26 protein-coding genes and 1 pseudogene are annotated in these 25,480 nt (G+C 63.8%); 15 read left to right on the top strand and 12 right to left on the bottom strand.

The genetic code is table 11. From position 1 onward, the window contains the following. Positions 1–43: 43 nt before the first annotated feature. The 5 genes and pseudogenes from ACFTR6_RS10905 to ACFTR6_RS10885 all read right to left on the bottom strand — a co-directional run. Positions 44–325, bottom strand: a pseudogene (locus ACFTR6_RS10905) (DUF1016 domain-containing protein); the annotation flags it as partial. A 110-nt stretch (positions 326–435) separates the two neighbouring features. Beyond that, positions 436–666 (bottom strand): hypothetical protein, encoded by a 231-nt coding sequence (locus tag ACFTR6_RS10900; RefSeq protein ID WP_377957938.1) that lies wholly within the window; start codon positions 664–666, stop codon positions 436–438. Between the two features lie 149 nt (positions 667–815). Next, positions 816–1,154 carry a cupin domain-containing protein gene (locus ACFTR6_RS10895; protein ID WP_377957937.1) on the bottom strand — a complete coding sequence of 113 codons (339 nt, stop codon included), beginning with the start codon at positions 1,152–1,154 and terminating at the stop codon, positions 816–818. Between the two features lie 94 nt (positions 1,155–1,248). Then, positions 1,249–2,067: a carbon-nitrogen hydrolase family protein gene (locus ACFTR6_RS10890; RefSeq protein WP_377957936.1), complete on the bottom strand. Its 819-nt coding sequence runs from the start codon at positions 2,065–2,067 to the stop codon at positions 1,249–1,251. 46 nt (positions 2,068–2,113) lie between these two features. Continuing rightward, complete coding sequence (locus ACFTR6_RS10885) at positions 2,114–3,436, bottom strand: MFS transporter (RefSeq protein ID WP_377957935.1); 1,323 nt, start codon at positions 3,434–3,436, stop codon at positions 2,114–2,116. Positions 3,437–3,635: 199 nt separating this feature from the next. Between ACFTR6_RS10885 and ACFTR6_RS10880 the strand changes: the two genes are divergently transcribed. Then, positions 3,636–4,319 (top strand): DUF2848 domain-containing protein, encoded by a 684-nt coding sequence (locus ACFTR6_RS10880; RefSeq protein WP_377957934.1) that lies wholly within the window; start codon positions 3,636–3,638, stop codon positions 4,317–4,319. Between the two features lie 102 nt (positions 4,320–4,421). Next, complete coding sequence (locus tag ACFTR6_RS10875; RefSeq protein ID WP_377957933.1) at positions 4,422–5,060, top strand: GntR family transcriptional regulator; 639 nt, start codon at positions 4,422–4,424, stop codon at positions 5,058–5,060. A gap of 31 nt (positions 5,061–5,091) precedes the next feature. Here ACFTR6_RS10875 and ACFTR6_RS10870 read toward each other — a convergent pair whose 3' ends face one another. Both ACFTR6_RS10870 and ACFTR6_RS10865 read right to left on the bottom strand, forming a co-directional pair. After that, positions 5,092–6,000 carry a LysR family transcriptional regulator gene (locus ACFTR6_RS10870; protein ID WP_377957932.1) on the bottom strand — a complete coding sequence of 303 codons (909 nt, stop codon included), beginning with the start codon at positions 5,998–6,000 and terminating at the stop codon, positions 5,092–5,094. Then, positions 6,000–6,812, bottom strand: a complete 813-nt coding sequence (locus tag ACFTR6_RS10865; RefSeq protein ID WP_377957931.1) for an alpha/beta fold hydrolase — start codon at positions 6,810–6,812, stop codon at positions 6,000–6,002. The genes ACFTR6_RS10870 and ACFTR6_RS10865 overlap by 1 nt, the downstream gene beginning before the upstream one ends. Before the next feature lie 236 nt (positions 6,813–7,048). Between ACFTR6_RS10865 and ACFTR6_RS10860 the strand changes: the two genes are divergently transcribed. From ACFTR6_RS10860 to ACFTR6_RS10830, 7 genes are read left to right on the top strand one after another with little or no spacing between them, the layout of a single operon-like run. Next, positions 7,049–7,717: an RraA family protein gene (locus ACFTR6_RS10860; RefSeq protein WP_377957930.1), complete on the top strand. Its 669-nt coding sequence runs from the start codon at positions 7,049–7,051 to the stop codon at positions 7,715–7,717. 1 nt (position 7,718) lies between these two features. Further along, positions 7,719–8,375, top strand: a complete 657-nt coding sequence (locus ACFTR6_RS10855) for an RraA family protein (protein ID WP_377957929.1) — start codon at positions 7,719–7,721, stop codon at positions 8,373–8,375. Next, positions 8,375–8,992, top strand: a complete 618-nt coding sequence (locus ACFTR6_RS10850; protein ID WP_377957928.1) for an RraA family protein — start codon at positions 8,375–8,377, stop codon at positions 8,990–8,992. The genes ACFTR6_RS10855 and ACFTR6_RS10850 overlap by 1 nt, the downstream gene beginning before the upstream one ends. A gap of 59 nt (positions 8,993–9,051) precedes the next feature. Next, positions 9,052–10,224: a pyridoxal phosphate-dependent aminotransferase gene (locus ACFTR6_RS10845; RefSeq protein WP_377957927.1), complete on the top strand. Its 1,173-nt coding sequence runs from the start codon at positions 9,052–9,054 to the stop codon at positions 10,222–10,224. Next, a complete protein-coding gene (locus tag ACFTR6_RS10840; RefSeq protein ID WP_377957926.1) occupies positions 10,221–10,508 on the top strand; it encodes a hypothetical protein in 288 nt (95 codons plus the stop codon). Before ACFTR6_RS10845 ends, ACFTR6_RS10840 begins: the two co-directional genes overlap by 4 nt. A gap of 54 nt (positions 10,509–10,562) precedes the next feature. Continuing rightward, the gene (locus ACFTR6_RS10835) at positions 10,563–11,408 is read left to right on the top strand and encodes an alpha/beta fold hydrolase (protein WP_377957925.1); all 846 of its coding nucleotides are present in this window, start codon (positions 10,563–10,565) and stop codon (positions 11,406–11,408) included. A gap of 55 nt (positions 11,409–11,463) precedes the next feature. Continuing rightward, complete coding sequence (locus ACFTR6_RS10830) at positions 11,464–13,002, top strand: amino acid permease (protein WP_377957924.1); 1,539 nt, start codon at positions 11,464–11,466, stop codon at positions 13,000–13,002. Positions 13,003–13,077: 75 nt separating this feature from the next. On the opposite strand, the gene ACFTR6_RS10825 is transcribed toward ACFTR6_RS10830, so the two are convergent. Then, the gene (locus ACFTR6_RS10825) at positions 13,078–13,788 is read right to left on the bottom strand and encodes a GntR family transcriptional regulator (RefSeq protein ID WP_377957923.1); all 711 of its coding nucleotides are present in this window, start codon (positions 13,786–13,788) and stop codon (positions 13,078–13,080) included. A 137-nt stretch (positions 13,789–13,925) separates the two neighbouring features. Between ACFTR6_RS10825 and ACFTR6_RS10820 the strand changes: the two genes are divergently transcribed. The 6 genes from ACFTR6_RS10820 (at position 13,926) to ACFTR6_RS10795 (ending at position 21,549) form a co-directional block, all read left to right on the top strand. Beyond that, positions 13,926–14,684, top strand: a complete 759-nt coding sequence (locus tag ACFTR6_RS10820; RefSeq protein ID WP_377957922.1) for a LamB/YcsF family protein — start codon at positions 13,926–13,928, stop codon at positions 14,682–14,684. A gap of 67 nt (positions 14,685–14,751) precedes the next feature. After that, positions 14,752–16,083 carry an MFS transporter gene (locus tag ACFTR6_RS10815; protein ID WP_377957921.1) on the top strand — a complete coding sequence of 444 codons (1,332 nt, stop codon included), beginning with the start codon at positions 14,752–14,754 and terminating at the stop codon, positions 16,081–16,083. Then, the gene (locus ACFTR6_RS10810) at positions 16,067–17,686 is read left to right on the top strand and encodes a 5-oxoprolinase/urea amidolyase family protein (protein ID WP_377957920.1); all 1,620 of its coding nucleotides are present in this window, start codon (positions 16,067–16,069) and stop codon (positions 17,684–17,686) included. Before ACFTR6_RS10815 ends, ACFTR6_RS10810 begins: the two co-directional genes overlap by 17 nt. Next, positions 17,679–19,421, top strand: coding sequence for an acetyl/propionyl/methylcrotonyl-CoA carboxylase subunit alpha (locus ACFTR6_RS10805; RefSeq protein WP_377957919.1), 1,743 nt, complete (start codon positions 17,679–17,681; stop codon positions 19,419–19,421). Before ACFTR6_RS10810 ends, ACFTR6_RS10805 begins: the two co-directional genes overlap by 8 nt. Positions 19,422–19,454: 33 nt before the next feature. Continuing rightward, positions 19,455–20,126, top strand: a complete 672-nt coding sequence (locus ACFTR6_RS10800) for a carboxyltransferase domain-containing protein (RefSeq protein ID WP_377957918.1) — start codon at positions 19,455–19,457, stop codon at positions 20,124–20,126. Positions 20,127–20,625: 499 nt separating this feature from the next. Next, on the top strand, positions 20,626–21,549 hold the full coding sequence (locus tag ACFTR6_RS10795) for a LysR substrate-binding domain-containing protein (RefSeq protein ID WP_377957917.1): 924 nt from the start codon (positions 20,626–20,628) through the stop codon (positions 21,547–21,549). Here ACFTR6_RS10795 and ACFTR6_RS10790 read toward each other — a convergent pair. Genes ACFTR6_RS10790 through ACFTR6_RS10775 form a run of 4 tightly spaced genes read right to left on the bottom strand, consistent with a single transcriptional unit; the run spans position 21,515 to position 25,318 of the window. After that, positions 21,515–23,038, bottom strand: coding sequence for a tripartite tricarboxylate transporter permease (locus tag ACFTR6_RS10790; RefSeq protein ID WP_377957916.1), 1,524 nt, complete (start codon positions 23,036–23,038; stop codon positions 21,515–21,517). The two genes, ACFTR6_RS10795 and ACFTR6_RS10790, sit on opposite strands and share 35 nt — an antisense overlap. A gap of 9 nt (positions 23,039–23,047) precedes the next feature. Then, positions 23,048–23,542 carry a tripartite tricarboxylate transporter TctB family protein gene (locus tag ACFTR6_RS10785; protein WP_377957915.1) on the bottom strand — a complete coding sequence of 165 codons (495 nt, stop codon included), beginning with the start codon at positions 23,540–23,542 and terminating at the stop codon, positions 23,048–23,050. Then, the gene (locus tag ACFTR6_RS10780) at positions 23,535–24,524 is read right to left on the bottom strand and encodes a Bug family tripartite tricarboxylate transporter substrate binding protein (protein ID WP_377957914.1); all 990 of its coding nucleotides are present in this window, start codon (positions 24,522–24,524) and stop codon (positions 23,535–23,537) included. Before ACFTR6_RS10780 ends, ACFTR6_RS10785 begins: the two co-directional genes overlap by 8 nt. 11 nt (positions 24,525–24,535) lie before the next feature. Further along, complete coding sequence (locus ACFTR6_RS10775) at positions 24,536–25,318, bottom strand: RraA family protein (protein ID WP_377957913.1); 783 nt, start codon at positions 25,316–25,318, stop codon at positions 24,536–24,538. Positions 25,319–25,480: the final 162 nt, after the last annotated feature.

The raw sequence follows: 25,480 nt of genomic DNA, 5'->3' as shown, positions 1-25,480 counted from the left end.
GGCGGCCGACAAACGAAAAACCCGGGCCCAGCTCCTGCAGTGTCTCGGTGATCGGCTTGTCAGTGCGTTCTCTCTCCAGGTCGCGTTCTGCGACTTCACCGGAAACGCCGAGGAATTCGAAGTTGTAGGGGACCTTCGCCATTTGCTGGGCAAGCTCAGAGTCTGCGGCCGCCAGATGCCGGGTGAAGTTGGAAGGCGCTGTACCGGTGCGTTCCATGGACCGGTTCATCATCATGCTCAGCAGCATGTTGCGGGACCAGCCGTACTGGAAGGCGGCGGCGTACCAGTCCCGTTCTTCGGGGGTCGTTGTCTTGTCCAGAATCATCGGGATGTGGCCCCACGACAAATGTGCCACAGGCTGTGGCACATTTTCGTCCTCACCTTAGACCCGCACCATCGCGGTCATGTACTGCAGGCTCCGGTACGACAGGCCCTTCATATCCGGAAAGGCGATCGCCAGATCCGCAGCCAGGCGGCGGATGATGCCACTCCCCAGCCCGGGCTTTCCTGCCGGACGATGATGTCCCTGCCCAGCGAGCAATGCAACTCGATGATTAGCGTGTTGACAGTCCTCTGGGCATGAATCCAGGCACCAGAGATCCGGGTCTTCAACTCCTCCAGCAAGTCCGCGTAGTCCGCTGGCAGATCGATTTCTGAAGACACCATGCCTCAACCCTGCCGACCGGCAAATGTGCCACAGGCTGTGGCACATTTGCGATGGACCACCGCTCGTGTCCTGCACGTTGACGGAATCCCCATTATCGGCGTTTGCTCTGAGTTTCATTCGACAAGCGAAACCTGCAGCGGCTGTGGGTTCACGGGTGTATGAAAACGATCATTTGGCACCCTGTAATGCTGTGATATGGCCCGTGAGGCATTCCGGGTGGACGGCAGGCATACGCTCCGCTGCTGAATGTTTTGCCTAGTGTCTGGTCGGTGATCTCTCCGGAGATTATGAGTATTTCTTCCCAGTAGTTGTGTGTAAACACGCCGCCATTGGTTGCGGCACCAGGGTCGTAGCGCTGAAGCATGGTGCGATAGCGTTCGGACGGGTCGTGGGATAAGGTCTGTTCCCAGATCCCGTGGCTCTCGTGGGGATCTACCTGCTTCCATGGTGCGCTGGGTTCGTGGAGTTCCAGTTCCGGCTTTTGCATCCTTATCCTTGGGTCAGGGCCTTGTTGCTCGGCCGATGCCACTGCCGCGTCACTCTTTCTTTGCTGACGCGGCAGTGGCAGATGGTGGTGGTGGTCAGACGCCTGCGCCGAGCCGGCGGTTGGCGAGGACCGGGATTACCTTGCGGGTCCTTTCGACCGTTTCCGTATCGACGGTTGCCACGAGTTCGCCGACGTTTTCATCGAGTTCTTCGAGGACGACTCCCATGGGGGAGACGAGCAGGCTGTGGCCTATACCGAAGCGCGGACCGGCCGGTTCGTCGATGCCGGCGGCCGATGCATCTGCTTGGTCACAGGCGATGATCCAGGTCGTGGAGTCGATGGCGCGTGCCTGGTTGAGGAGCCGCCATGCGTCGATTTTGCCTTCGCCGGCGCCCCAGTGGGCCGTCACGATGATGGCTTGGGCTCCGCGGTCAGCGAGTTCGCGGAAGAGTTCCGGGAAGCGGACGTCGTAGCAGGTTGCGACGCCGACGGTGATGCCGTCTACTTCGAAGGTAAATGGTTCGCTGCCCGGCTCGACGTCGGCTGATTCGGAAAATCCGTAGGCGTCGTAGAGGTGGATTTTGTCGTAGCCGTCGTGGATGCCCTCGCCGGTGACGAGGATGGTGTTTCGGACCCTGCCGTCTGCTGCGGGCTGGAAGGTGCCGACGAGGACGATGACTCCCAGGTCGCGGGCCAGGTCGCGGACGGCGGTGGCCCAGGGGCCTTCGATGGTTTCGGCGTGCGCGGCCGGTGCTGCCCCGAAGCGGACCAGTGATGCTTCGGGGAGCACGACGACGCGTGCCCCTGTGGCGGCCCCTTTGCGGACGGCGTCTAGGACGAGTTGCAGGTTGGTGGAGGGGTCGGTGGTGGTGGCGATCTGTTCGACGGCGATGGTGAGTTGCTGTGCAGTCATGGGTTTGTCCTTCTTGTGAGTTGCTGAAGTCGGTTTGGTGGTGGGGTCAGTAGACGCTGTGGCCTGCGAGTTCCCGGGCATCAGGGTTTTTGGCCATGCTGACGCCGACGAGGGTGATGGCGGCGACTACGACGATGTAGAGCGCCAGCGGGAGCCAGCTTCCGTAGGTGCCGAGCAGCCAGGTGAACAGCAGCGGGGCGATGGCACCGCCGAAGACGCCGCCGATTGTGTAGGCCATGGAGCTGCCGGCGTAGCGCAGGCGGGGGCTGAACTGTTCGGAGACGAGTGCTGCCTGGGGTCCGTACATCAGGGAGTTGCAGAGCAGGCCGAAGATGACAGCGAAGACGATGCCGGCGTATCCGGTGGCCATGAGCGGGAAGAACACGAAGGGGTAGATGATGGACAGTCCGGCGCCGATGGCGGTTACGAGGCGGCGGTTCATCCGGTCGGACAGGTAGCCTGCCGCGGGCACCATGAAGGTCTGGCATGCGGAGCCGATGACGACGGCGAGCAGCGCCTGGCCAGGCTGCAGGCCAAATTCGCGGGTGGCGTAGGTGAGGATGAAGACGGTGGACAGTGCGTACATGACATCGGGGGCAATGCGGGCCATGGTGGCGGCCAGCAGGGCTTTGCGTTCGGTCTTGAAGAGATCCATAAGGGGGGATTTCGGGGTCAGCCCCTGATCCTTGATGGCTTCGAAGACCGGGGTTTCCTCGATTTTGAAGCGGATGATGAGGCCGACCACGACCAAGACGGCGGAAATTAGGAAGGCGATGCGCCAGCCCCAGGAGAGGAAGTCTTCTTTCGGCATCAGGGCCAGCAGCGCCAGGGCGCCGTTGGCCATCAGGTTGCCCAGCGGAGGGCCGATCTGGGCCGCGGACCCGAACAGTCCGCGCTTAGTGGGGTCACCGTGTTCGGCGGAGATCAGGACCGCGCCGGCCCACTCGCCACCGACGCCGACGCCCTGGCATAGCCTGAGGAATACCAGGAGGATGGGCGCCGTGATGCCGATGGTCGCGTAGGCCGGGATCAGGCCGACGGCGAAGGTGGCGACGCCGATCAGCAGCAGTGTCCAGACCAGCACTTTCTTGCGTCCGATACGGTCACCGAGCCGGCCAAAGAGCACACCGCCGAGGGGGCGTGCGACATAACCCACCGCGTAGGTTGCAAAGGCTGCCAGTGTGCCGGCGAGGGGATCACTGGACGAGAAGAAAACCTGGCCGAAGACCAGCGCCGAGGCTGCGGAATAGATGGCGAAGTCGTACCACTCAAGGCTGGTACCGGTCAGCGCGACGACGAAACCGCGCTTGCCCTGACCTTTGTGGCCGGTGCCGGCAGGGTGTTGCGCCGTGGAGATTTGCTCAGTCACGGATTGCTCCTTTTGGGATGAATGCGAAATGGGGATGTGCCGGGAAAGTCTTGCCGGGGACCCTTGACCGGTGGGAAAAGTTCCGGCACTGTGTTCGTATGTTCTGCGTATACAGAAGCGTATGGAGTCTGTATGCTGACCATATACTGTGATCTTGATCGCAGCAATACCCATCACAAATTGTTTCTGAGGAGCCTCCATGTCCCTGAAATTCACCCTTCCTTCCGGCGAAGCACTCGCAGTTGACGTCGTCAATCTCCTGAACGGTGGTTACGCCGGTCGCCATCAGGAGCACGTCCGGGCACACGTGGAAGAGCTGGCCCTGCTGGGCGTTCCCGCCCCGACGGTTACGCCGACGATGTACCCCGTCTCCCCATACCTCGCCCAGCAGGCCACGGTTGTTCCTGTCCAGCACGAGAAGACCTCCGGGGAGGTTGAGTGGGCCATCGTCGTCGCCGAGGACGGCCGAATCCTGCTCACTCTCGCCTGCGACCACACGGACCGCGCGTTGGAGGTCCACGGCATCGCCTGGTCAAAGAACGCATCCCCGGATGTGCTGGCGACCGACGCGTGGTTTCTGGACGAGGTGGAAGACCATATCGATGAGCTCACCCTCACCGCCTGGGTCACCAACGATGGCGTCGAGGAGAAGATCCAAGCCGCATCCTTCGCGGATCTGCTCCCGCCGGCCCACTGGGTGCAGGTCCTAAAGGAACGCGACCTGCTCAAGCCCGGCACGGTCCTGATCTCCGGCACGGTGAACATGATCGAAGGAGTCAACCAGTTTGCCGACTCGTGGCGCGCGGAACTGCAAGACCCGAAGCTGGGGCGGACCATCGCCCTGCATTACGACGTAGTGCAGATGGCCACACCCATCGGCTAAGTGGCCCGGTGTCGGGGCGGGTGGCTTCGCCTATCCGCCCCGACACTTCCGCCTGTCGAGCGTAATCCCACCATCAATGTATGCGGAGCGTATACTATGTCCATGCAGACTGTGCCGTCCAACCGTGACCGCGTGTACGCGTTCATTCGTGATGAGATTCTTCCCGATACAACCCAGCACGGCAGTTTTCTGACCGAGGAGCAGGTGGCCGAGCGCGTAGGCGGCACCTCCCGCACGCCCGTCCGGGAAGCTTTCCTGCTGCTGGCCTCGGAAGGTCTGCTGCAGCTGGTGCCAAGACACGGTGCCTACGTGCCACCAGTGACACGGCAGGAAATTAATGAGGCTCTTGAGTTCCGGTCCTTCATTGAGACCAAGGCCGCGGAAATCGTGATTGAGCGCGGGACCATCCCGGTAGAGGCGATGGAGCGTGCGCTGAAGCATCAGGTGGACAGTTCCGACGCCGGCCATGAGCGGGAGTTCGTTGAATGGGACAACGAGTTCCACCTCGCCCTGGTCAGAGCGGTGGGTAACTCGCTGATGACCAAGTCGTACGCGGATCTACGTGCGCGCCACATCCGGATTGGCATACGGGCACTGATGAATACTCCTGAGCGGCAGAAGGCTGTCATTGCAGAGCACCAGGCCATCGTGAAAGGGCTCAAATCCGAAGACCCGGAGGTCGCGAAGGCTGCCCTCCTGGGACACATCCGCACCACGGCGTCAGGGCTCGCGGAAATTTAGCCTCCCTGCATCGGGCACCTGAGAACCGCCTCTATTCCGGAGCGGACGCCGTGCCGCCGGGCTTTTCCGCTTCCGAGCAGGCAAGGAAGTGGTCCACGAGTGGTTCCTGGCCCTCGGCCCGAACAACAACGGACAGCTCGACCAGGTCGACGCGCCCGCGCAGTTCCCGCCACAACAGCCCCCGTGGTTGGTGCAGGACCGATGATTCCGGAACCAGCGTCACGCCCAGGCCGCACCGGACCATGGCCAGCTGGGAATTGATCGAGTTGGCGTAGTGCTGCGCCTCGGGGCTGAACCCCGCCTGGCGGCACGCCGCAACCAGCTCATCATGATAGTCCGGCGAGATATGCCGCGGCAGCCAGACCCAGGGCTCATCACGGAACTCGGCAAGACCGATCGCCCCCTCCCCCGCAAACCTGTGGCCTTCGGGCATTACAACCACGAAGTGGTCCCGCCGTAAAGGCACCGAGCGCAGGCGCCTGCCCGTCACCGCTTGTCGAATCACTGCCACGTCCAGCTCGCGCCGCTTCAGCGCGTCCTGGCCATGATGCGAGTCGATCTCGCGGACATGCAGTTCCACGAGGGGACGGGATGCCCGGAATCGCTGCAGTATGCCGGGCAGCACCTCCTCGAAGGCCGACGTCACCGCACCGATGCGCAACGTGCCGGTCAGGCCACCGTTCGCCAGGGCCGCCACTTCCCGCGCACGCTCAGAAGCGCCAACAAGCTGGCGGCAGTGGGCCAGGAATACCTGCCCCGCATCGGTCAGCAGCACGCTGCGGCTTGACCTGGTCAGCAGCGTGGTGCCGAGTTGGCGTTCCAGCTGGAGGATGGCCTGGCTCAGCGGCGGCTGCGACATGCTGAGCCTGGCAGCAGCGCGACTGAAATTCAGTTCTTCGGCAACGGCAATAAAGTACCGGGCCTGTCGTACCTCCACCATCAGCTCGAACCGTCATCCATTGTGCGCATGTCCTTAGCCGGGCCGTTCCGGCGGCCTTGTCTGTCGACAAACTGCCGGATCCACTCCACGGTCTCCGGGTGATCGAGGTGGATTCCATGGCGGGCACCAGAGACCTTGGCCAGGGTCGCATGCTGAATCATCCGTTGGAGAATGCGTGCATTGGCCAACGGGGAGAGCCGGTCACTGGTCCCGTGCAGAACGAGCGTCGGTGCCTGGATGAGCGCAAGCGACTCAGCTGCGTCATGTGCCTTGCTGGCCGCAAAATGCCGGGTCTTTGCCCACGCGGAGGCCCCGGAGTCAAAGAACGCCCGGACGGCGTCAGGATTCTCGGCCGCCCAGCCAGGGTCAAAGAAATAGGGACTCATCCGCTGCAGGTCACCGCTGATCAGGGCAGTCGCAGCCTCCTCGTCCGCGCCTTCGCCACGGCGGCCGGCACTTGTCGAGGCAAGAACAAGGGTCCGCACCCGGCCCGGGTGATCGATGGCAAGCCACTGGGCCACCCGGCCTCCCATCGAGTGGCCATATACATGCGCGCCGTCAACACCCGCTGCATCCAGAACCGAGATTGCGTCGGCCGCGAAGAGCCGGGTGGTGTAACGCCCTGCGTCGCCGCTGCCGCTGCCGCCGGTGCCACGGTGATCGAAGCGAATAACCCGGAAGTGCTGTGCCAGAGCCGCCGCGGCGGGACCCCATCCCGCCATTGCAGTGGCCTGCCCGGCAACCAGAAGCAGCGGCTCGCCTTCTCCTTCGGCGGCCCACTGAAGCTGCGTCCCGTCAGGGGCGGTAGCCACGTTCACGATTCCTCTTTCCGAATCCCACCAAGCACTACAGAGGCCGACTCCCCGCCCGACTAGCTTGCCGGCGCCCCTCGGGGCCAGTCATTCTTTTTCCTGGCCCCCGCAGTCGGGCACTCTGCCGCTTTGCTCAGCGTCCTGATGCTAGCAGGCAGCGATCTAGTCGTTACCCGTCTTCCAGCTATACGTATTTAGACCTTCACTATAGTGCACGGGACAGTTGTACTTGATGCATGACTACTTCCAACAGTGCCCTTCTGGAGGGCTTCGCGGAGCTTGATTCCGCGGCTGTCTCTGACGCCCTTGATGCCCTGGACCTGCCCCCAGGCCAAGCCGGATTCCTGCCCGTGTGGGGCCATCCGAAAATCGTCGGCTTCGCCGTCACCGTCCAGCTCGAACCGTATGTTCCGGGCCCGTCCGGAGCCCACATCGGATCCGCCGCCGTAGCCGCGGCGACGGAGGAAAACGTGATCGTGGTGAACAACGAAGGCCGCACCGATGTCTCCTGCTGGGGCGGGCTGCTAAGCCTAGGCGCCGCCCTGAACGGTGTCCGCGGCGTCGTCGCCGACGGCGCCTGCCGGGACGTCAACGAAGCCCGTGAGACGGGCTTCCCCGTGTTCGCCAAAGGCCGGATCCCGGCGACCGCCCGCGGCCGCCTCCAACAGAAATCCACCGGCGAGCCTGTCCAGCTCGGTAATGTCACCGTCACCCCGGGGGATGTGGTCTTCGCGGACGAGACCGGCGTCGTCGTCGTGCCCCGCGCCTATGCCGAGGAAGTTCTGGAGAAGGCACAGGCAGTTGCCGAGCGCGAACGCGGTATCGCCGCTGACCTGCGGGCCGGCGTCGCACTCCATGAAGCCATGCGCGACGCGCGCTTGGCCGGAACCACCGAAGGACACTGACATGACCACCACCACTTACATCGCGGCCCGGCTGAAGGCCATCCCCACCGCGTCCATCTCAGATGCGATGGATTCCCTTGGCATCCACGGCACCCTCCATGGCCTGGCCCCCCTGACCTACGACTTCCGTGTCGGCGGACCTGCGTTCACTATCCAGTACGAACCCGCCGGGTCCGAGCGCGGCAGCGTCGGTGACTTCCTCGACGACGTCCCGGCCGGAGCCGTGGTCCTCATCGACAACCACGCCCGCACCGACGTCACGGTCTGGGGCGGCATCATGACCGAAATCGCCGCCGCCCGCGGCATCGGCGGAACCGTGATCAATGGCGTCTGCCGCGACCTGACCACCGCCCTCCGCCAGGACTACCCGCTGTTCAGCCGCGGCCGCTTCATGCGCACCGGCAAGGACCGCGTCCGCCTGGTCGCCGTGAACACCCCCGTCACCATCAACGACGTTGAAATCTCGCCGCTGGACATCATCTGCGGTGACGCCGACGGCGCCCTCGCCGTCCCCGCCGCCCGCGCTGAAGAAATCGCCGATGTCGCCGAGCGCATCGAGGATGTCGAAGCGCGTATCGTCGAGGCCGTCAAGGCCGGTTCCACTCTGGTAGAGGCCCGCGCCGAGCTGGGCTACCACGACCTGCAGTGGAGGAAGTAATGACCAACGCAGCCGGCGGCCACTCCGCCGCCACCCTTTATGAAGCGGCCAAGCTCCCCTGTGCCTGCGACCCCGGCCTGAAAGCAGCCTGGCCCGGGGCGAAGGTCGCCGGCCCGGCGTTCACCGTCCGGGGCATCGGCGGGGACAACCTCGCCCTCCACAACGCGGTGCTCGCCGCACCCGCCGGCAGTGTCCTCGTCGTCGATCTGCAGGGCGCAGCCTACGGCCACTGGGGCGAAGTGCTCGCCGTGGCCGCGCAGCACCGCGGCATCGCCGGGCTCGTCGTCGACGGCGGCGTCCGCGACTCCGCGGAAATGGCCGCCATGGACTTTCCCGTCTTCGCCCGGCACGTCACGGTTGTCGGCACCGTGAAGGACTACCCCGGAGACCTGCGCTCCCCCGTCCGCGTCGGCGGAATTGTGATTCACACCGGCGACCTGGTCGTCGGGGACGCGGACGGGGTCGTCGTCCTGCCCCAAGGCAAAGCCGCAGCCATCATCAGCCGCGCCGACCAGCGCGTCGCCGACGAACACCGCATCATCAACGAGATCCGCGCCGGGAAGAGCACGCTCGAGCTCTACAACCTGCGCCCCGAGGGCACCTTCAGCGCCCGCTAACCCATCACCGGTACCGGGGACGGACGACCCCGTCCCCGGTACCACCGGCGAAAGACATCATGGAAACTGCAACAACGCCACGTCCCCGCACCACCGGATCCGCAGCCGTGGAGCGCATCATCAGCAGCAGCAGGCGGCCCAAGACCCTCGGCGCCACTAGACCCGGCGCCATTTCCCTTGCCATGGGCGAACCGGACTCGGGAACCCCCGCACCCATCGTCGAAGCCGCCACCAAGGCACTGGCCTCCGGCCGGACCCGCTACGCCCCGATGGCAGGCTCCCCCGAATTGCAGCACGCCATCGCCACGCACACCACCGCCAGGTACGGCCGCCCCACGATGTCCGAGGAGATCGTACTGACGCACGGTGGCAGCGCAGGGCTCGCAGCCACCATGCTCGCCCTGATCAACCCCGGCGACAGGATCCTGATCCCGGAACCCACGTACTCGCTGTATGCCGACCACGCGGCCATGATCGGCGCCGAGGTCATCTGGGTACCCAACCGCGCCGACGGCTCCCTCAACCTGGACACCCTCCAGCGCGAAGCCGCCACCGCCAGGATGATCATCCTGTGCAACCCCGGCAACCCCACCGGACGCGTCTACCCCGACAGCGACCTGCACCGGCTCGAACAGCTCCTCCAGGACAACCCCGGACTGCTGCTCCTGGCCGACGAGGCCTACGCCGACATCACCTTCGACGGCGGCACCTTCACCTCCGCACTCACACTCGCAGCCGCACGGGACCAGATCATCTGCTGCAGCACCTTCTCCAAGACCTACGCCATGACAGGGTGGCGCCTTGGCCACGTCATCGCCCCCGTTGAACTTGCCAACAGAATCAACACCATCCACCGCACCATCAACGGACCCCTGAGCACCTTCATCCAGGACGCTGCCCTCACTGCCCTGGAAACCTCCGCGGCTGATCTTCAGGCAGCCGCGGCCTCCTACCAGCAGCGCCGGGACATCGTCGTCGAGTTCCTGTCAGGGTTGCCAGGCGTCTCCATGCTGCCGCCCCAGGGAGCGTTCTACGCCTTCCCCAAGATCGACTCTTCGCTCACCTCCGACGAGCTGACCGCCCGGTTCGCAGCAGCCGGCGTCCTGGTCCGCTCCGGCAGTGAATTCGGTCCCTCCGGGGAAGGGCACATCCGCATCTCTTTCGCCATCGACGTCGACAGCCTCACCGAAGGACTGACGCGCTTCGCAGCAACCATTAAGGAACTGGGATGAAACGCAGGGACCTCTTCCGGGCCGCCACCCATCTGGACGGCCCACGGAGCATCCGGTACGACGACTGGCCGGCCCTTACCGGAGGCCGGGTGGTGATCCGCCGCCACGGCAACATCGTCCAGACCGGCGTCGTCGAATTGGTCATGCCCGACTCGTCCGCCCTCTGGCTCCACAGTGACCCCGTGCACGAACGGCGCTACTTCTCGAAAAACGACGGGTATGAGGCCTGGATCAGCCCCCGCGACCTGCAACCCCTGCTCCGGCGCGCGCCCGCACTGGGATAAGCAGCGGCCCGCCGCAGCCACATCCCGCAAAGCTCTACAAGCGAAGGAAAGTTCTTGACCATCACCACCCCCCTTACCCGGCACTGGATACCGCTGACAATCGATGGAGCCGAGGTGCGCCTTTCCTGCATCAGCAGGGAAGGCTCCGGGCTTCCCATTGTGCTCCTTCACGGCTTCGGCTCCACCAAAGAGGACTACGCCGACGTCGCGCTGTACCCGTCGTTCGCCGGAAGGCCCATCTTCGCCTATGACGCCCCCGGCTGCGGGGATTCCGAATGCTCAGACCTGAAGAAAATCTCCATCCCATTCCTGGTCAAGACAGCGCTGGCAGCGCTGGCTGAGCAGGGCATCCAACGGTTCGATCTGGTCGGCCACTCCATGGGCGGCCTGACGTCGCTCATGCTCGCCCACCAGCATCCCGACATGGTGGCCAGCTTCACCGACATCGAGGGCAACGTCGCCCCGGAAGACTGCTTCCTCAGCCGGCAGATCTTCCTCCACCCGGACGAAGACCCGGAGCAGTTCCTGGAGGACTTCATCGCCCGGAACTGGGCGGCACCCTTCTACTCGAGCCCGCTGTACGCCACCAGCGTCCGCTACAAGGTCCGGGCCCGCGCCGTCCGGGGGATCTTCGAATCCATGGTGGACCTCTCGGACAACGCAGGGCTCATGGAGAAGTTCCTGGCCCTGCCGCTGCCCCGCATGTTCATGTACGGCGAGCAAAACAAGACCCTTAGCTACCTGGCCCACCTGGCCTCCAATGGGGTTGTCCTGGCCGAGATCCCGCACAGCGGCCACTTCCCCATGTACTCCAACGCACCGGAAATGTGGCGCAGAATCGCCGCCTTCCAGGCCGGAGCCCACGAACCGGCATCGGCTGCACACAGCGCACGCAGCTGACCCCCATCTGACGGCACAACGACGTGTCGGAACAATCCCCTTCGGAGAAAACTGAATGAAAGCACCTCAACACGACCGCGCCGACGAACTGGAAAACGAGCGGGAGCTCACCGGCGACGTCAGCAGCGCTGTCCGCGACTTTTCCAGCGAGGAACAGGGGTACCACAAGACCCTTAAACCCCGGCAAATCCAGATGATCGCCATCGGCGGCGCGATCGGCACGGGCCTGTTCATGGGCGCCGGGGCCCGACTGAGCAACAGCGGCCCGGCGCTCGTCCTCGTGTACGCCGTCTGCGGATTCTTCGGATTCCTCATCCTTCGCGCCCTCGGTGAGCTGGTCCTGCACCGGCCGTCCTCGGGTTCATTCGTCTCCTACGCCCGGGAGTTCTACGGAGAGAAGATGGCCTTCGCCGCGGGCTGGCTGTACTTCCTCAACTGGGCGATGACCTCCATCGTCGACGTCACCGCCGCAGCCCTCTACCTCAAATTCTGGGCCCAGTACTGGGAGCCCCTTCAGGCTGCCCCGCAGTGGGCTCTGGCATTGATCGCGCTGGTCGTCGTGCTGGCCCTGAACCTGGTGTCCGTCAAGCTCTTCGGCGAGATGGAGTTCTGGTTCGCACTGGTCAAGATCCTCGCCCTGGTCGGATTCCTGATCATCGGCGTGATCTTCATCCTGACCGGCTCGGCCACCGATGCCGGGCCGACCGGTTTCAGCGTCCTCGCCGACAACGGGGGCTTCTTCCCCGCCGGAGGAATCGCTCCCCTGCTGGCTGCAAGCGGCGTCATCTTCGCCTACGCCGGCATCGAACTGATCGGCACGGCTGCCGGTGAAACCGCCAAACCAGCCGAGGTAATGCCCAAAGCCATCAACACCGTGGTCCTGCGGATCGCCGTGTTCTATGTGGGGTCGGTGCTGCTGCTGTCCCTGCTGCTGCCCTTCACCTCGTACAAGGCCGGCGAATCGCCCTTCGTCACCTTCTTCTCCCACCTCGGCAACCCCGAGGCCGGCGTCGCCTCCGGCTCACTCATGAACTTTGTCGTCCTGACCGCCGCGCTGTCCAGCCTCAACGCAGGGCTCTACTCCACCGGCCGCATCCTGCGCTCCATGGCGCTCAACGGCTCAGCCCCCGGCTTCACCGCACGGATGAGCGCCAACGGAGTCCCCTACGGCGGGATCCTCCTCACCACCGTCCTCACGCTGCTTGGCGTCGGGCTCAATGCGCTGGTCCCCTCGCAGGCGTTCGAAATCGTCCTGGAAGTATCAGCCCTCGGCATCATCGGCTGCTGGGCCACAATCCTCCTGTGCCAGATGAAGCTGCACCGGCAGGCCCGGGAAGGCAAACTCATCCGGCCCGCCTTCCGGCTCTTCGGCGCCCCGTTCACCGCCTGGCTGACACTGGCCTTCCTGGCCTTCGTCCTGGCGTCCATGGGGTTCTCGGAAACCGGCCGCTGGGTCCTGGCTTCCCTTCTGATCGTGATTCCCCTGCTCATTGCAGGATGGTTCGCCGCCCGCAAGGGAATCTACGCCGCCGCCCGGGAACGGCACGGCCATACCGGCAGCTTCCCCGTGGTGGCAAACCGGCCGGAACGCTAGGGCCACGAGCCCTGGACTCCGCCTGCGCGGCGGGACGACCGGCAACCGCCGTCCGTCCCGCCGCGCACAGGTTTTTCAGCCCTTGCGTCCCTCGCCGTACAGGTAGATGGACATCAGATGGTGTTCCGAGCGGTGCAGGTATTCCAGCAGCATCTCGCTGGCCCCGCGGAAATCTCCCGCGGACAAGGCATCTGCGATCAGCTCGTTTTCCTGCAGGTAGCGCGTATAAAAGGCCACATCGACAGTCTCCTTGTGGAAGAACAGGCGCATCTCGGCAAGAACCTGCTGCATCAGACTGTTTAGCCGGTCACTCTCGGCCAGCTCCACGATGGCGCCGTGAAAGCGCTGGTTCGCTGTGGCCAAGGCGCTGAGGTCCCCGGATTCAGCAGCCCGGCGGCCCTCTGCCACAGCCTTGCGCACCGCGGCGATCCTCTCGGATGACCCGCCGTTGCGCGCCGCGCTGACTTCGACCGTCCGGCGCACAACATAAAAGTCCCGCAGGTCTGCCGGTCCCGGCGAGGCCACAAAAACGCCACGGCTGGGCAGCCTGACCACCAGGCGCTCCGCGGTGAGCTCCGCGAAGGCCTCCCGCAGTGTATTGCGCGAAACCCCCAGGCTCTTCGTCAGACCCGGTTCACTCAGGCGCTCCCCCGGCTTCAATAGCCCCGTAGTCAGCTGCCGACGCAACTCCGCAGCAACCTCACCTGCTGCACTGACCGTCTTGGCGGCGGCTCCCGTCCCGGGCGCGCCCATAGCAGCAGGGTCGACGGTCTCCAGCGTTTCCATACTCAGAAATGTACACGCATCCCCTCAGTGCAGCACGATTTCGTTGAACGAAATGGTGCTTTTATTGGAAAATCGTAGAACGATTCCAAGTTTTAAGGCATGATGGTGTGAACACCGATCGAGATAGGAATCACAGCATGCAGACAATCGATCTGAACAGCGACGTCGGCGAATCGTTTGGCCGCTGGGAACTCGGCGATGACGCCGCGATGTTCCGTTCCGTTTCCAGTGCCAACGTTGCCTGCGGCTTCCACGCCGGTGACCCCTCGGTCCTGCGTGCCACATGCGCTTCCGCGGCGGCGAGCGGTGTCCAAGTCGGCGCGCACCCCGGTTACCGGGACCTGGCCAACTTTGGCCGGCGGTTTCTGGACGTCGACCCGGTCCAGCTGACCGACGAAATCGTGTACCAGATCGGCGCCCTGCAGGCCATAGCCAAGACCGCCGGAAGCAGCGTCAAATACGTCAAACCCCACGGGGCGCTGGGCAACGCGATCGTCCACCACGCAGGACACGCCCAGGCAGTCGTGGACGCCGTGAAAGCCGTCGACCCCGTACTGCCGATCCTGGCCATACCCAACTCAGAGATCCTGACCCGGGCAGACGCCGCCGGCCTCCGCGGTGTTCCTGAAGCCTTCGCAGACCGCGCCTACACCTCAGACGGCCGCCTCGCATCCCGGTCCATGCCGGGAGCGGTGCTGCACGATGCAGACGACGTGGCACAACGCGTCCTCCGGATGGTCACCGAAGGAAAAATCACCACGATCAACGGGGTGGACATCGACGTCACCCCCGAGAGCATCTGCCTCCATGGCGACACGGCAGGAGCGGTCACGATGGCCTTCCGCGTCCGCGAAGCCCTCGAATCGGCAGGAATCGTCATCAAGAGCTTTGTCTAACCGGCAAAGCACCTTTCCAAACTCAAACAACTCCCCTCATCATTTGGAGCACATCATGGGAGCAACAATGTCAGAGCAAGACCTCTCCGCCGCTAAACGCCGGAGGACCAGAAGCGCCGTCAAAGCCTACGTCGCGTCCCTGAGCGGCACAGCGCTCGAATACTACGACTTCGCTATCTACTCCGTAGCGTCCGCCCTCGTCTTCCCCAAGATCTTCTTCCCGGGCAACGACGAGTTCGTCGGGCTGCTGCTGTCCTTCTCCACCTTCGCCGTCGGCTACCTCGCCCGACCCATCGGTGGCATCTTCTTCGGCAGGCTCGGTGACAAGATCGGCCGCCGTCACGTTCTGGTCATCACCCTGCTGCTGATCGGCATCGCCACCGTCCTGATCGGTGTCCTGCCCGACTACTCGGTCCTGGGCATCTGGGCCCCCGCCCTGCTGGTGCTCCTGCGTCTAGCACAGGGCATCGGTGTGGGCGGCGAATGGGGCGGAGCGGTCCTGCTCTCCAGCGAGTTCGGCAACCCCCGGCGCCGCGGCTTCTGGTCCTCGGCCGCCCAGATCGGCCCGCCGGCCGGCAACCTGATGGCCAACGGCGTCCTGGCCCTGCTTGCCGCGACCCTCAGCACCGCGGATTTCCTCGGCTGGGGCTGGCGCGTAGCGTTCCTCGCCTCAGCCCTTCTCGTGGTCTTCGGGCTCGTCATCAGGCTCAAGCTCGAAGAAACCCCGATCTTCCAGGCCCTGGTTGAAAAGGACGAGCGGTCCAACGCCCCGGTCACCGAAGTGTTCAAGACCCAGCCCCGCGCCCTGGTCTCCGCAGCCCTCTCGCGCTTGTTCCCCGACGTCATGTACTCGCTGTTCACCGTCTACGTCGCCGTCTACGCGACCACCCAGCTGGGACTGAACACCGGGAACGTGCTGGCCGCCATCCTGATCGGCTCGGCATGCCAGATGTGCGTCATTCCCCTCGCCGGCATCCTCACCGACATTTACAACCGACGCCTCGTCTACGCCCTCAGTGCTGTCGGCGCGGCCATCTACATCCCGCTGTTCTTCATCATGACCCAGGACAAGTCCCCGCTGACCTTCACCATCGGCGTCGCAGCCGCCCTGTCCATCCAGGGCCTCATGTACGGACCGCAGGCCGCCTACATCACCGAACAGTTCCCCGCCCGGCTGCGCTACGCAGGAAGCTCGCTGGCCTACACCCTCGCCGGCGTCGTCGGCGGTGCCATCGCTCCGCTGGTCTTCACAGCACTCTCCGCAGCCAACGGCGGCAGCTGGCACTTCATCGCCGTTTACCTGAGCGCGATGTGTGTCATCACCGTCATCGGCATGGCCATCGGCCGCAACCCGCGCCCCGAAGAAGACCTGAGGCTGGTCGATGAAGCTCACGTGTGACCCCACCCCGCCCGTCGCCGGAACCGGCGGCGGCCGGGTCCGCGGCGTCAGATTCGTCGGGCAACGCGCGCTGTTGGCAGAACTTGAACACCCCGAGGATGTCCTGGCACTCCAGGAACACCTCACCCGGCAGCCCCTGCCGGGCCAGCTCGAAGTCATCAGCGCAGCCGAAACCGTCCTGGTCCTCTGCTCCCACCCTGACGCGGCCCGATGCATCCGCGAAACGCTCCTCAATCTGGTCTTCCCGCCCCGGCAACAGGGAGACAGCGAACTGGTCCGCATCGAGGTGGTCTACGACGGGGAAGACCTGCGGGACGTCGCAGACCGGTGCGGCCTGACCCCCGAGGCCGTCGTCAACATCCACTCCTCACAGACCTGGAGCGCCGCGTTCACCGGGTTCTCTCCTGGCCTGGCCTACCTGGTGGGTGAAAACAGGCTCCTGGACGTCCCGCGCCGGTCAAGCCCGCGCACAGCCGTTCCTCCGGGAGCAGTCGCACTGGCGGGAAAATACTCCACCGTCTACCCGCGACAGTCTCCTGGCGGCTGGCAAATCATCGGCCACACCCAGGCCCCCATGTGGGACTTGGGACGGGAAAAACCTGCCCTGGTCATGCCCGGAACACGGGTTACGTTCCAGCCCGTCAGGGCCTTCACCTCCACCGTTGCGACCCCCACCCGCACCCCTGAAAACCAGCATGACAACGGCCGCGGACTGCGCGTTATCCGGTCCCTTCCGTTGACCCTCATCCAAGACCTCGGAAGACCCGGACACGCTGCCATTGGTGTTTCCTCCTCCGGAGCCATGGACCGGGCCTCACTGAAGCGGGCCAACCGCATCGTCGGGAACGCCCCCGGAGCAGCCGGCATCGAAATCGTCGACGGAGGGCTCGGCGTCGAAGCCACGGACGATCAGGTCCTCGCCGTCACCGGTGCACCTCTCGAGCTACGGATCGCCTCTGTGCACGGGCAACGGACCGTCCCGATGGCACACCCCTTCGCCCTGCTTGTCGGCGAAGTCCTCACCCTCGGCCAGCCCACGAACGGGTTCCGCAGCTACCTTGCCGCGCGCGGCGGGTTCGATAGTCCCCAGGTGTTGGGCAGCCGCTCCACCGACACCATGTCCGGCCTGGGGCCTGACCCCGTCGCCGCCGGACAAATCCTTCCCGTAGCGCGGCCAAAGGGCCTGCACACCGTGGGCTGGCCCGAGCCCCAGCCGGAACTCGCGGGAACCGACGCCACTGTCCTCGACGTCACGCCCGGTCCCCGGGACGACTGGTTCACCGGTGAAGCGCTCACCCTGTTCGGCAGCACGGACTGGACAGCCGGCAATGAACTCAACCGGGTAGGGATGCGCCTTCAAGGGCCGGCCCTGCAGTGGCAGAAGAGCGGGGAACTGCCCAGCGAAGGCACCATCGCGGGCAGCATCCAGGTCCCGCCCAACGGCCAGCCCGTCATCTTCCTCTCCGACCACCCCACAACCGGCGGTTACCCCGTCATCGCGGTCCTGGCCGAGGACCAGCTCGACAAAGCAGCCCAGATCCGGCCCGGAGCCACCATCCGCTTCCGCATAGTTCCACGCCAGAAAGAATCCACTGATGCATAAAGTCCTGATTGCCAACCGAGGCGAAATTGCCGTGCGCGTCGCCCGAGCCTGCGACGACGCAGGGCTGGAATCCGTGGCCGTGTATGCCGACATCGACATCGACGCCCTCCACGTCCGCGCCGCCGACAAAGCCTACGGGCTGGGCGGAAACGCTCCCGCCGATACGTACCTCAACATCGACAAACTCATCGACGCCGCCCGCCGCTCGGGAGCGGACGCAGTCCACCCCGGCTACGGGTTCCTCTCCGAAAACGCCGACTTCGCCCAGGCCGTCATCGACGCCGGACTGATCTGGGTCGGCCCCCAGCCGGCGACCATCCGCGAACTCGGCAACAAAGTCACCGCACGCCAGCTCGCCATCCGCGCCGAGGTCCCCCTCGTCGCCGGCAGCGACGGACCCGTCGGGTCCGCTGCCGAAGCCCGGGCCTTCGCCGAACAACACGGCCTTCCCATCGCGATCAAAGCCGTCTACGGTGGCGGCGGCCGCGGCCTCAAAGTCGTTAGGGACATCCACAACGTCGAAGAATACTTCGACTCCGCAGTCAGGGAAGCCGAGGCAGCCTTCGGCCGAGGCGAATGCTTCGTCGAAAAGTACCTTGACCGGCCCCGGCACGTCGAAGCACAAATCCTCGCCGACAACTTCGGCCGCGTCGTTGTCGTCGGAACCCGTGACTGCACCCTCCAACGGCGAAACCAAAAGCTGGTCGAGGAAGCTCCGGCACCCCTCCTGACCGCCGCCCAGGAAGAAACCATCCACGACGCCGCCCGCTCCATCTGCCGCGAAGCCGGATACCGGGGCGCCGGGACGGTGGAATTCCTCGTCTCAGAAGCCGGCGACATCGCCTTCCTGGAAGTCAACACTCGCCTGCAGGTGGAGCACCCCGTCACCGAGGAAACCTACGGTGTCGACCTCGTGCTCGAACAGTTGCGCATCGCACAGGGCCAACCACTCGAAGTGTCCGATGGGCTGCGCCCGCTCAAGCATTCCATCGAATTCCGCATCAATGCCGAGGATGTCGGCCGCGGTTTCCTCCCCAGCCCCGGTGACGTCGAATCCCTTCGCACCCCGACCGGGCCGGGCATACGCTTCGACTCCGGGATCACCGGCGGCTCCTCGGTGCCGCCCCAATTCGACTCGCTCATCGCCAAGCTCATCGTGTCCGGATCAGACCGGCAGCAAGCACTGCGCCGGGCGCGCCGCGCACTGGCCGACCTTTCCATCGAGGGCGTTCCGACAGTTCTGCCGTTCCACCGCGCCGTCGTGGACGCCGTCGACTTCTGCGACATTGCATCCTTCAAAGTGCACACCCGATGGATCGAGACCGAATTCCAGGCCGACATCCTTCCCGACCCCGCCTATCGTCCATTACCGACAACCGAACAGGGACTGCACCAGCTCCCGCTCGAAATCGACGGACGCCGCCACACGGTGGGCCTCCCAGCGCAGCTTCTCGCGCTGCTCACCTCCGGCACAGGCCGCCCCCGGGCGGAGCTGCACGAGCAGGACGACAGCGACCCTAACGACGGAATCGTACAGTCGCCAATGTTCGGCAAAGTCATTAAATGGCTCGTCGAAGAAGGCGACCAAGTAACCGAAGGCCAGCCGCTTCTGGTCCTGGAATCCATGAAAATGGAATCCCACGTCCCGGCCCCCCGCTCAGGAACGATCGAAGAACTCGCTGTTGTGGCCGGAGACGACGTGAAAACCGGAACCCAACTGGCCACCCTCGCCTGACACCGCACAGAGCTTCCGGCAAGAAAGTAACCCATGAGAATCTCACCGGCCTTCACGGTGATCCCCTCCGGCCCCACCCAAACAACCGCCATCGCCGGAGGCATAGACGCCCTAGCCATCCGGCGCAAGATCGTAGCTCTTCAAAAGGCCATGGAATCGTACGCGCTGCCCGGCGTCAGCGAAGTCACCTCCATCGGTCGCTCCCTTCTGGTCGACTACGACCCCTCGCACTGGACCCAGGGAACCATGAAAGCAGCACTGATCGCGCTGGAATCCACCGTCGCCCGGCCCGAGGAAGCCCAGCCACTAAAGCACTTCGACTGGCCCCTGCTCGGCGGGTGCACAGAAGAGAGCGACCTCCAGTTGGCTGCCGCAGCCCACGGACTTACCGCAGAAGCGTTCCTGGCACGCATAACCCGCAGAACCTACATCATCAAAGACTTCCGCATGCCAGGCCTCTCACCCCAGCTCTTCAGCCGGGGTTTCCCCCGGTTGAAGCCCGGAATCGCCCCCCACGAGAACCCGCGTACAGTACCTTGCGGAGCCGTGGCCCTCTCCAGTGAAGGCCTGAGCATTAAGACCTGCGAAACAATGACCGAGGACTTGGTCATCGGGCATATCCCGCCCGGGTCGGTCTCCACGGAGACAGCATCATTCCGCATCGGAGACCGGGTACATTTCCGTCATCTGAAGAAGGAGTTCTAGGCGATGCTTGTCGCGGATTTCGAAGTCGCCACACGGCCGGAACGTGACTACAAGTTATTGGAAGCCGTCTCCCATGCCCAGGTAAAAGCGGCGATGCACGGAAAAGCCGGCATCCTGGTGACCAGACATCATTTTCGCCGGTTTCTCTGTCGCTGTGACTCCGACCGTGCCATACGGCTTCATTCACGAACGCGATCACGCGAAGCGCTGACGAACCAGCGAACCGTTGGTTCCGGCGTCAGCGGCAGCTTCTTGCAGCGGCCTCACCTCACACTTAGTCTACAAACGTGTGGCTCATGGCTCTGAATAGTTGGGTACACCCCAACCCGCGTGTGGTGCTGGAAGACTAACCACTGGCACCAGCCGCATAGCCACCGCGACGCTTTACTCTGGGGTTAATTAAGCCAACAGCTTTTGCCTCACGGTGCGTGCTGGGGGGAGGCAACTGCGAAAGGCCCGCGGGTCGTTCTGCAGGGATATTTTGCAGCAGTGTGATCGGATGAAATTGATGTTGTCTATGCGTGACCTCGAGCAGTACCTTGTCCTGGCCGAGGAACTGAACTTCCGGCTCGCGGCGGACCGGCTCCACGTGTCGCAGCCAACGTTGACGCAGACCCTGCAGCGTCTGGAACGGCTCCTCGGGTCGACGCTCATCGAACGGAGCACCAGAAAAAGCCACCTCACAGAGGCGGGCAGGACTCTCTATGAGGGTGCCGAGCTCCTCCTGGGTGATGCCAAGAAATTGGAGATAGAAGTCCGCAATGTCGGGGCCGGGATGCGGCGGGAACTGCGCGTCGGTGCGGTCAACCCGGCGATGGGGAGCCTGATGCCGCAGATCCTTCAGGCTGTGCACCGGTCCTATCCGGATGTGAGGATCAGCCTTCAGCCAATGGCGTCTTTTGCGCTGATGCGCGCTCTTCGCGATGGTCGGCTGGACATTGCCATTGTTCGTACTGCGGATTCCGTTCCTGGGTTTGTCGCTACGGAACTGATGAACGATGCGCTGCTCGCCGTACTTCCCGCCGCTCACCCACTTGCGTCGCGGGAGAAGATCAAGCTCGCGGAGCTTTCAGGCGAGTCCTTCATCATGGCACCGCGGTCGCGCAACCCGGCCTTCCACGACGAACTAGTCAGCCTCTATCACCGGCGCGGCTGTTCACCCTCGCAATTCATCGAATCCAACGGCCTGCACAGCCAGTTGGCTCTAGTCGGCGCTGAAGTGGGAGTGGCAGTGCAGTCTGTGCTGTACCGGGATTTGGGACGTGAGGATATCGTTTTCGTGGCTGTGGGTGAGAACCTGGAGATTCCGCTCCAGGTTCTCACCCAAGACACCGACTCAGAGCTGATCAGGTGCTTTATAGCTGCCGCGCAGGTTCGGGCACGGGAGATTAACGCTTCGCTTTCTGCCGGGGCTGGAGGCTGAGAGGCGCCACCTTGGCCCGGCGTTTAGGCCTGGCCCCGGTGATTGCTGAAATCACCAGCAGCACACACAGGGCGAGGAGCACCAGTGCGCCGGGCCGCTGGACGAAGATTAGGAAGCCGTTGTCGCTGAGAAGCAGTGACTGGCGCATCGACGTTTCCAGCATTCCACCGATGATGAAGGCCAGGACCAGCGGGCCAGTCGGCAGGCCCCAGATCCGCATCAGGTATCCAATCACCCCGAAGATAATGGCAACCCACATGTTCCAGGTGTTGTTGTCGATCGTGTAGACCCCGACCAAGCTCAGCAGGATGATGAACGGCGCCATGATCTGGGGGTCCACCCGCAGGATCTGGATGAACAGGCCCACAAGGGGAAGGCTGAGTATCAGCAGGACGATGTTGCCAAGGTACATCGAAGCGATGACACCCCAGAACAGGTCGGGTTCGTCCTCAATCAGCCTGGGCCCGGGCGTGATGCCGTTGATCAACAGGACACTGAACATCAGTGAGATCGCGACGTTGAACGGAATACCTAAGGTAAGCAGTGGAATGAACGCCGAGGTCGACGACGCGTTGTTGGCCGTTTCCGGTCCGGCTACGCCTTGGATTGCGCCTTTCCCGAATTCTTCCGGCCGCTTTGCCAGACGACGTTCCGTGCCGTAACTCACCAGTGATGAGACGACGCCGCCGCCGCCCGGCAGCAGCCCGATCAATGTACCGATCAGAGAGCCACGGGCAATGGGGGCCGCACTGTCGCGGAAGTCCTGCCGCGTCGGCATTACCCGTCCCACTTTGGATGTGACGGCTCCGGTGTCTCCATCCGGGTGGCGCAGCTGGTAGAGGACTTCACCGATACCGAACAGTCCCAAGACGGCCGCCACGATGTCGATTCCGTCCACGAGTTGCTCGGAGCCGGCGTCGAAACGGGCATGTCCTGACACGGGGTCGAGGCCGATCACCGCAATGAACAATCCGATGCCGGCTGCCAGGACGGCCTTGCCGAAGGAACCGTTGCCCATGTAGGCGATCAGCAGCAGACCCAGCAGTGCCAGCAGTGCATACTCGGGCGGCCCCAGCCGCAGCGCAAGGTCGGCCAGTTGCGGCGCGCAGAGTGTCAGGCCAACGAGCGCCACTGAGGCGCCGATGAAAGAACCGATAGCTGAGATGCCCAACGCAGGACCTGCCCGGCCACGACGTGCCATCTCGTGTCCGTCGATGGCTGTAACCACTGACGCCGCCTCGCCTGGCAGCTTGAGCAGCACCGAGGTGATCGTTCCGCCGTACATGACCCCGGCGTACACTCCGGCGAGGAGGATAATTGCCGTGGTCGGTTCAAAATTGAATGTGAACGGAAGAAGCAACGAGATGGTGGTGACCGGCCCCAGCCCGGGCAGCACACCCACAAGCATTCCCAGGAAGCATCCGATGACGACCGCCAGAATGTTCTCCCAGGACATGGCGACTCCAAATCCTGCGATGAGTCCGTCCATGAAAGCCTCCTAACCTAGCCCGAGAAGTGATGAAGGGAACCTGGTACCCACCACAACGGCGAAAAGCACGTACAGGATCGCAGTGATGACGGCTGTCACCCATGCAGTGCGGCGCCAGGTGAAGCCCGCCAGCAGCCGTGACCACAGTACGAGCATGAGAACTATGGCCGGGACGAATCCTACGTAACTGAAAAGAGCGACGAAAAGGATAGCCAGGATGAGCCCGGTCGCCGGCTTGCGGAGCTGCACGAGAGCCTCGAGATGCATCTTTCCTGTCCATGCAGAGAAAGCGAGCCCTAAAGCGGCAAGGGTCCACACAACGCCGATGCCAACAGGCCACATTCCCGGACCAGGACGATCCGCAGCACCCACACCCAAGTTCACCCCGTTGAACGCCACAGCAGCGCCCGCACATGCCAGTATCAGGGGGACGACTGTTGAGTAGATGCGGCCCCCGCGCTCGGCGTCGGGCCGCACCTCCTCCACGGCTGGGATGTCAGCCATTCAGCAATCCCAGCTCTTTCAACACCTGGCCCGTTTCGCTGTACTCCTTGGACAGTGCATCGGAGTACTCAGTGCTGTCACCGAAATCCGGAATGAAGCCTGAAGCGGTAATCTTCTTGGCGATCTCATCGTCGTTGAGGGCCGCCTCGATAGCATCCGAGAGGGTCTTGACCACATCGTCGCTGACTCCTTTAGGCGCGACCACACCGTTCGTCACATTGGTCACCGCGTCATAACCGCTGTCCTTCAAGGTAGGAACAGACTCATAGAAGGCGCCCTTGACGTCGCCGAGGTTGGCAAGAATCTTCAAGTCGCCTGATTGGACGGAGGCGGCAAAAGCCGAGGGCAGGCCAGCTGCCGCATCAACGTTGCCTCCCAGCAGCGCAGAAGTGGCTTCACCACTGCTCTCGAAGGGGACCTGCTTTGTCTCCACTCCGGCTGCCTTGTCGAACTTCTCCATCGCGATGTTGGCAGGATTGCCGGCACCGGTACTGGCATAGGAGAAGCTGTCCTGGTTCTTCTTCAGGTGCTCGACAAGGTCCTGCACGCTCTTCCAAGGTGCATCGCCACGCACCGCCAACAGAAGAGGAGCCGTGGCGACGCGGGCGATCGGACGGACGTCATCCTGTTTGTACGTCGTCCGGCCATAGTGAGGCTGCACCGTGAGGGGACCGCCGGCGATGAAGGCCAGGCTCCGGCCATTTGGATCGGCTTTCACCAACGATGTCAGGGCAACAGTGCCCGATCCGCCAGCCTGGTTCTGAACAATGACAGATGTTCCAAGGGTGGACTCCAGTGACGGGGACAGGGTCCTTGCGAGCTGGTCGCTGGCCCCGCCGGCCTGGTACGTCACAACGATCTCAACCGGGCCGTCGGGGTATTTGGCACCGTTGCCCCCGCCCTGGCTTCCCGGGCCCACACTGCACCCGGCGACGAGGGCAACCACGGCGCTTGCGATGCCCGCGAGGCGTACTTTCTTCATCAGTGGACCCATCAGCTGTAGCGCTTCCGGAAGTGAGGACGCAGTTCGTCGAGCGGAACATCCTGGGCAATCAGATTCGCGGTAAACGCCTCGTCAGCGGCGATCTGCTCTATCTGGTCAATGACGTAATTCACGTGCTCGAAGGGCACCACGCAGACGCCGGAGTCATCGGCGACAATAAGGTCCCCGGGCCGAACCTGAACGTCGTGGAGCCTGACGGGGCCGTTCATTTCGATGGCCTCGATCCGGAACTTGCCCGTGATCGGTGTGATGCCGCAGCTCCAGACGGGGTAGTCGAGGTTGCGGATGGTGCTTGCGTCACGCACGGCGCCGTAGACAATGGAGCCGGCCAGGCCCTTGGTCTTCGCCACCGTGCAGGACTGCCCGCCCATGTTCGACACATCGAGGTTGCCACCGGTGTCAGTCACCAGCACGTCACCAGGCTCCGAGAGGTAGTAGATGTCACGCGTCGACATGCGGATGAAGTCCTTGTCGACATAGCCCTGCGTCGGCGTCTTCCGCTCCACCATGTTGCGGATGGTCACTGCCGGCCCCACGACCTTGCGGCCGGTCTGCAGCGGCTTCAGGTACGACGCCGGGACGGCGCCTACGATTCCCAGGCCGTCCAGGATGTCCGACACCGACGTCGTCAGATCCTCCACGGCGAGGTAGCGCTGAATGACGTCCTGCGAGACCCGTTCGAACTTGATCTTCTTGATGCGTTCCTGCGGCACAAGGCCCCAGATCCGTCCGGCTTCCTCGTACTCTCGGTACTCCTGCTCGAGGGTGGTCATTACTTCTCCTTTGAATATGACAACGGCTCTGTGGTGAGCGTCACTGAAACACTAACCAGCGGTTTTTCATAGGACAATCCATGATTTTGGTATCGGATTATTGGTTTCACTAATAGATGACGGTGTGCGCCGGGATGGACAAAGCCGTCCGGGGACGGTTCA

It is taken from the genome of Arthrobacter sp. NPDC057009 (assembly GCF_042673905.1).
Classification (GTDB): Bacteria; Actinomycetota; Actinomycetes; order Actinomycetales; family Micrococcaceae; genus Arthrobacter.
This window is presented reverse-complemented; position numbering and strand designations above follow the sequence as displayed.

Bases quoted from the DNA above. Each gene is read 5' to 3' on its own strand.
- ACFTR6_RS10900 (WP_377957938.1), bottom strand. From the start codon at position 666: ATGGTGTCTTCAGAAATCGATCTGCCAGCGGACTACGCGGACTTGCTG.
- ACFTR6_RS10895 (WP_377957937.1), bottom strand. From the start codon at position 1,154: ATGCAAAAGCCGGAACTGGAACTCCACGAACCCAGCGCACCATGGAAG.
- ACFTR6_RS10890 (WP_377957936.1), bottom strand. From the start codon at position 2,067: ATGACTGCACAGCAACTCACCATCGCCGTCGAACAGATCGCCACCACC.
- ACFTR6_RS10880 (WP_377957934.1), top strand. From the start codon at position 3,636: ATGTCCCTGAAATTCACCCTTCCTTCCGGCGAAGCACTCGCAGTTGAC.
- ACFTR6_RS10875 (WP_377957933.1), top strand. From the start codon at position 4,422: ATGCAGACTGTGCCGTCCAACCGTGACCGCGTGTACGCGTTCATTCGT.
- ACFTR6_RS10870 (WP_377957932.1), bottom strand. From the start codon at position 6,000: ATGGTGGAGGTACGACAGGCCCGGTACTTTATTGCCGTTGCCGAAGAA.
- ACFTR6_RS10860 (WP_377957930.1), top strand. From the start codon at position 7,049: ATGACTACTTCCAACAGTGCCCTTCTGGAGGGCTTCGCGGAGCTTGAT.
- ACFTR6_RS10855 (WP_377957929.1), top strand. From the start codon at position 7,719: ATGACCACCACCACTTACATCGCGGCCCGGCTGAAGGCCATCCCCACC.
- ACFTR6_RS10850 (WP_377957928.1), top strand. From the start codon at position 8,375: ATGACCAACGCAGCCGGCGGCCACTCCGCCGCCACCCTTTATGAAGCG.
- ACFTR6_RS10845 (WP_377957927.1), top strand. From the start codon at position 9,052: ATGGAAACTGCAACAACGCCACGTCCCCGCACCACCGGATCCGCAGCC.
- ACFTR6_RS10840 (WP_377957926.1), top strand. From the start codon at position 10,221: ATGAAACGCAGGGACCTCTTCCGGGCCGCCACCCATCTGGACGGCCCA.
- ACFTR6_RS10830 (WP_377957924.1), top strand. From the start codon at position 11,464: ATGAAAGCACCTCAACACGACCGCGCCGACGAACTGGAAAACGAGCGG.
- ACFTR6_RS10825 (WP_377957923.1), bottom strand. From the start codon at position 13,788: ATGGAAACGCTGGAGACCGTCGACCCTGCTGCTATGGGCGCGCCCGGG.
- ACFTR6_RS10820 (WP_377957922.1), top strand. From the start codon at position 13,926: ATGCAGACAATCGATCTGAACAGCGACGTCGGCGAATCGTTTGGCCGC.
- ACFTR6_RS10815 (WP_377957921.1), top strand. From the start codon at position 14,752: ATGTCAGAGCAAGACCTCTCCGCCGCTAAACGCCGGAGGACCAGAAGC.
- ACFTR6_RS10810 (WP_377957920.1), top strand. From the start codon at position 16,067: ATGAAGCTCACGTGTGACCCCACCCCGCCCGTCGCCGGAACCGGCGGC.
- ACFTR6_RS10805 (WP_377957919.1), top strand. From the start codon at position 17,679: ATGCATAAAGTCCTGATTGCCAACCGAGGCGAAATTGCCGTGCGCGTC.
- ACFTR6_RS10800 (WP_377957918.1), top strand. From the start codon at position 19,455: ATGAGAATCTCACCGGCCTTCACGGTGATCCCCTCCGGCCCCACCCAA.
- ACFTR6_RS10795 (WP_377957917.1), top strand. From the start codon at position 20,626: ATGAAATTGATGTTGTCTATGCGTGACCTCGAGCAGTACCTTGTCCTG.
- ACFTR6_RS10790 (WP_377957916.1), bottom strand. From the start codon at position 23,038: ATGGACGGACTCATCGCAGGATTTGGAGTCGCCATGTCCTGGGAGAAC.
- ACFTR6_RS10785 (WP_377957915.1), bottom strand. From the start codon at position 23,542: ATGGCTGACATCCCAGCCGTGGAGGAGGTGCGGCCCGACGCCGAGCGC.
- ACFTR6_RS10780 (WP_377957914.1), bottom strand. From the start codon at position 24,524: ATGAAGAAAGTACGCCTCGCGGGCATCGCAAGCGCCGTGGTTGCCCTC.
- ACFTR6_RS10775 (WP_377957913.1), bottom strand. From the start codon at position 25,318: ATGACCACCCTCGAGCAGGAGTACCGAGAGTACGAGGAAGCCGGACGG.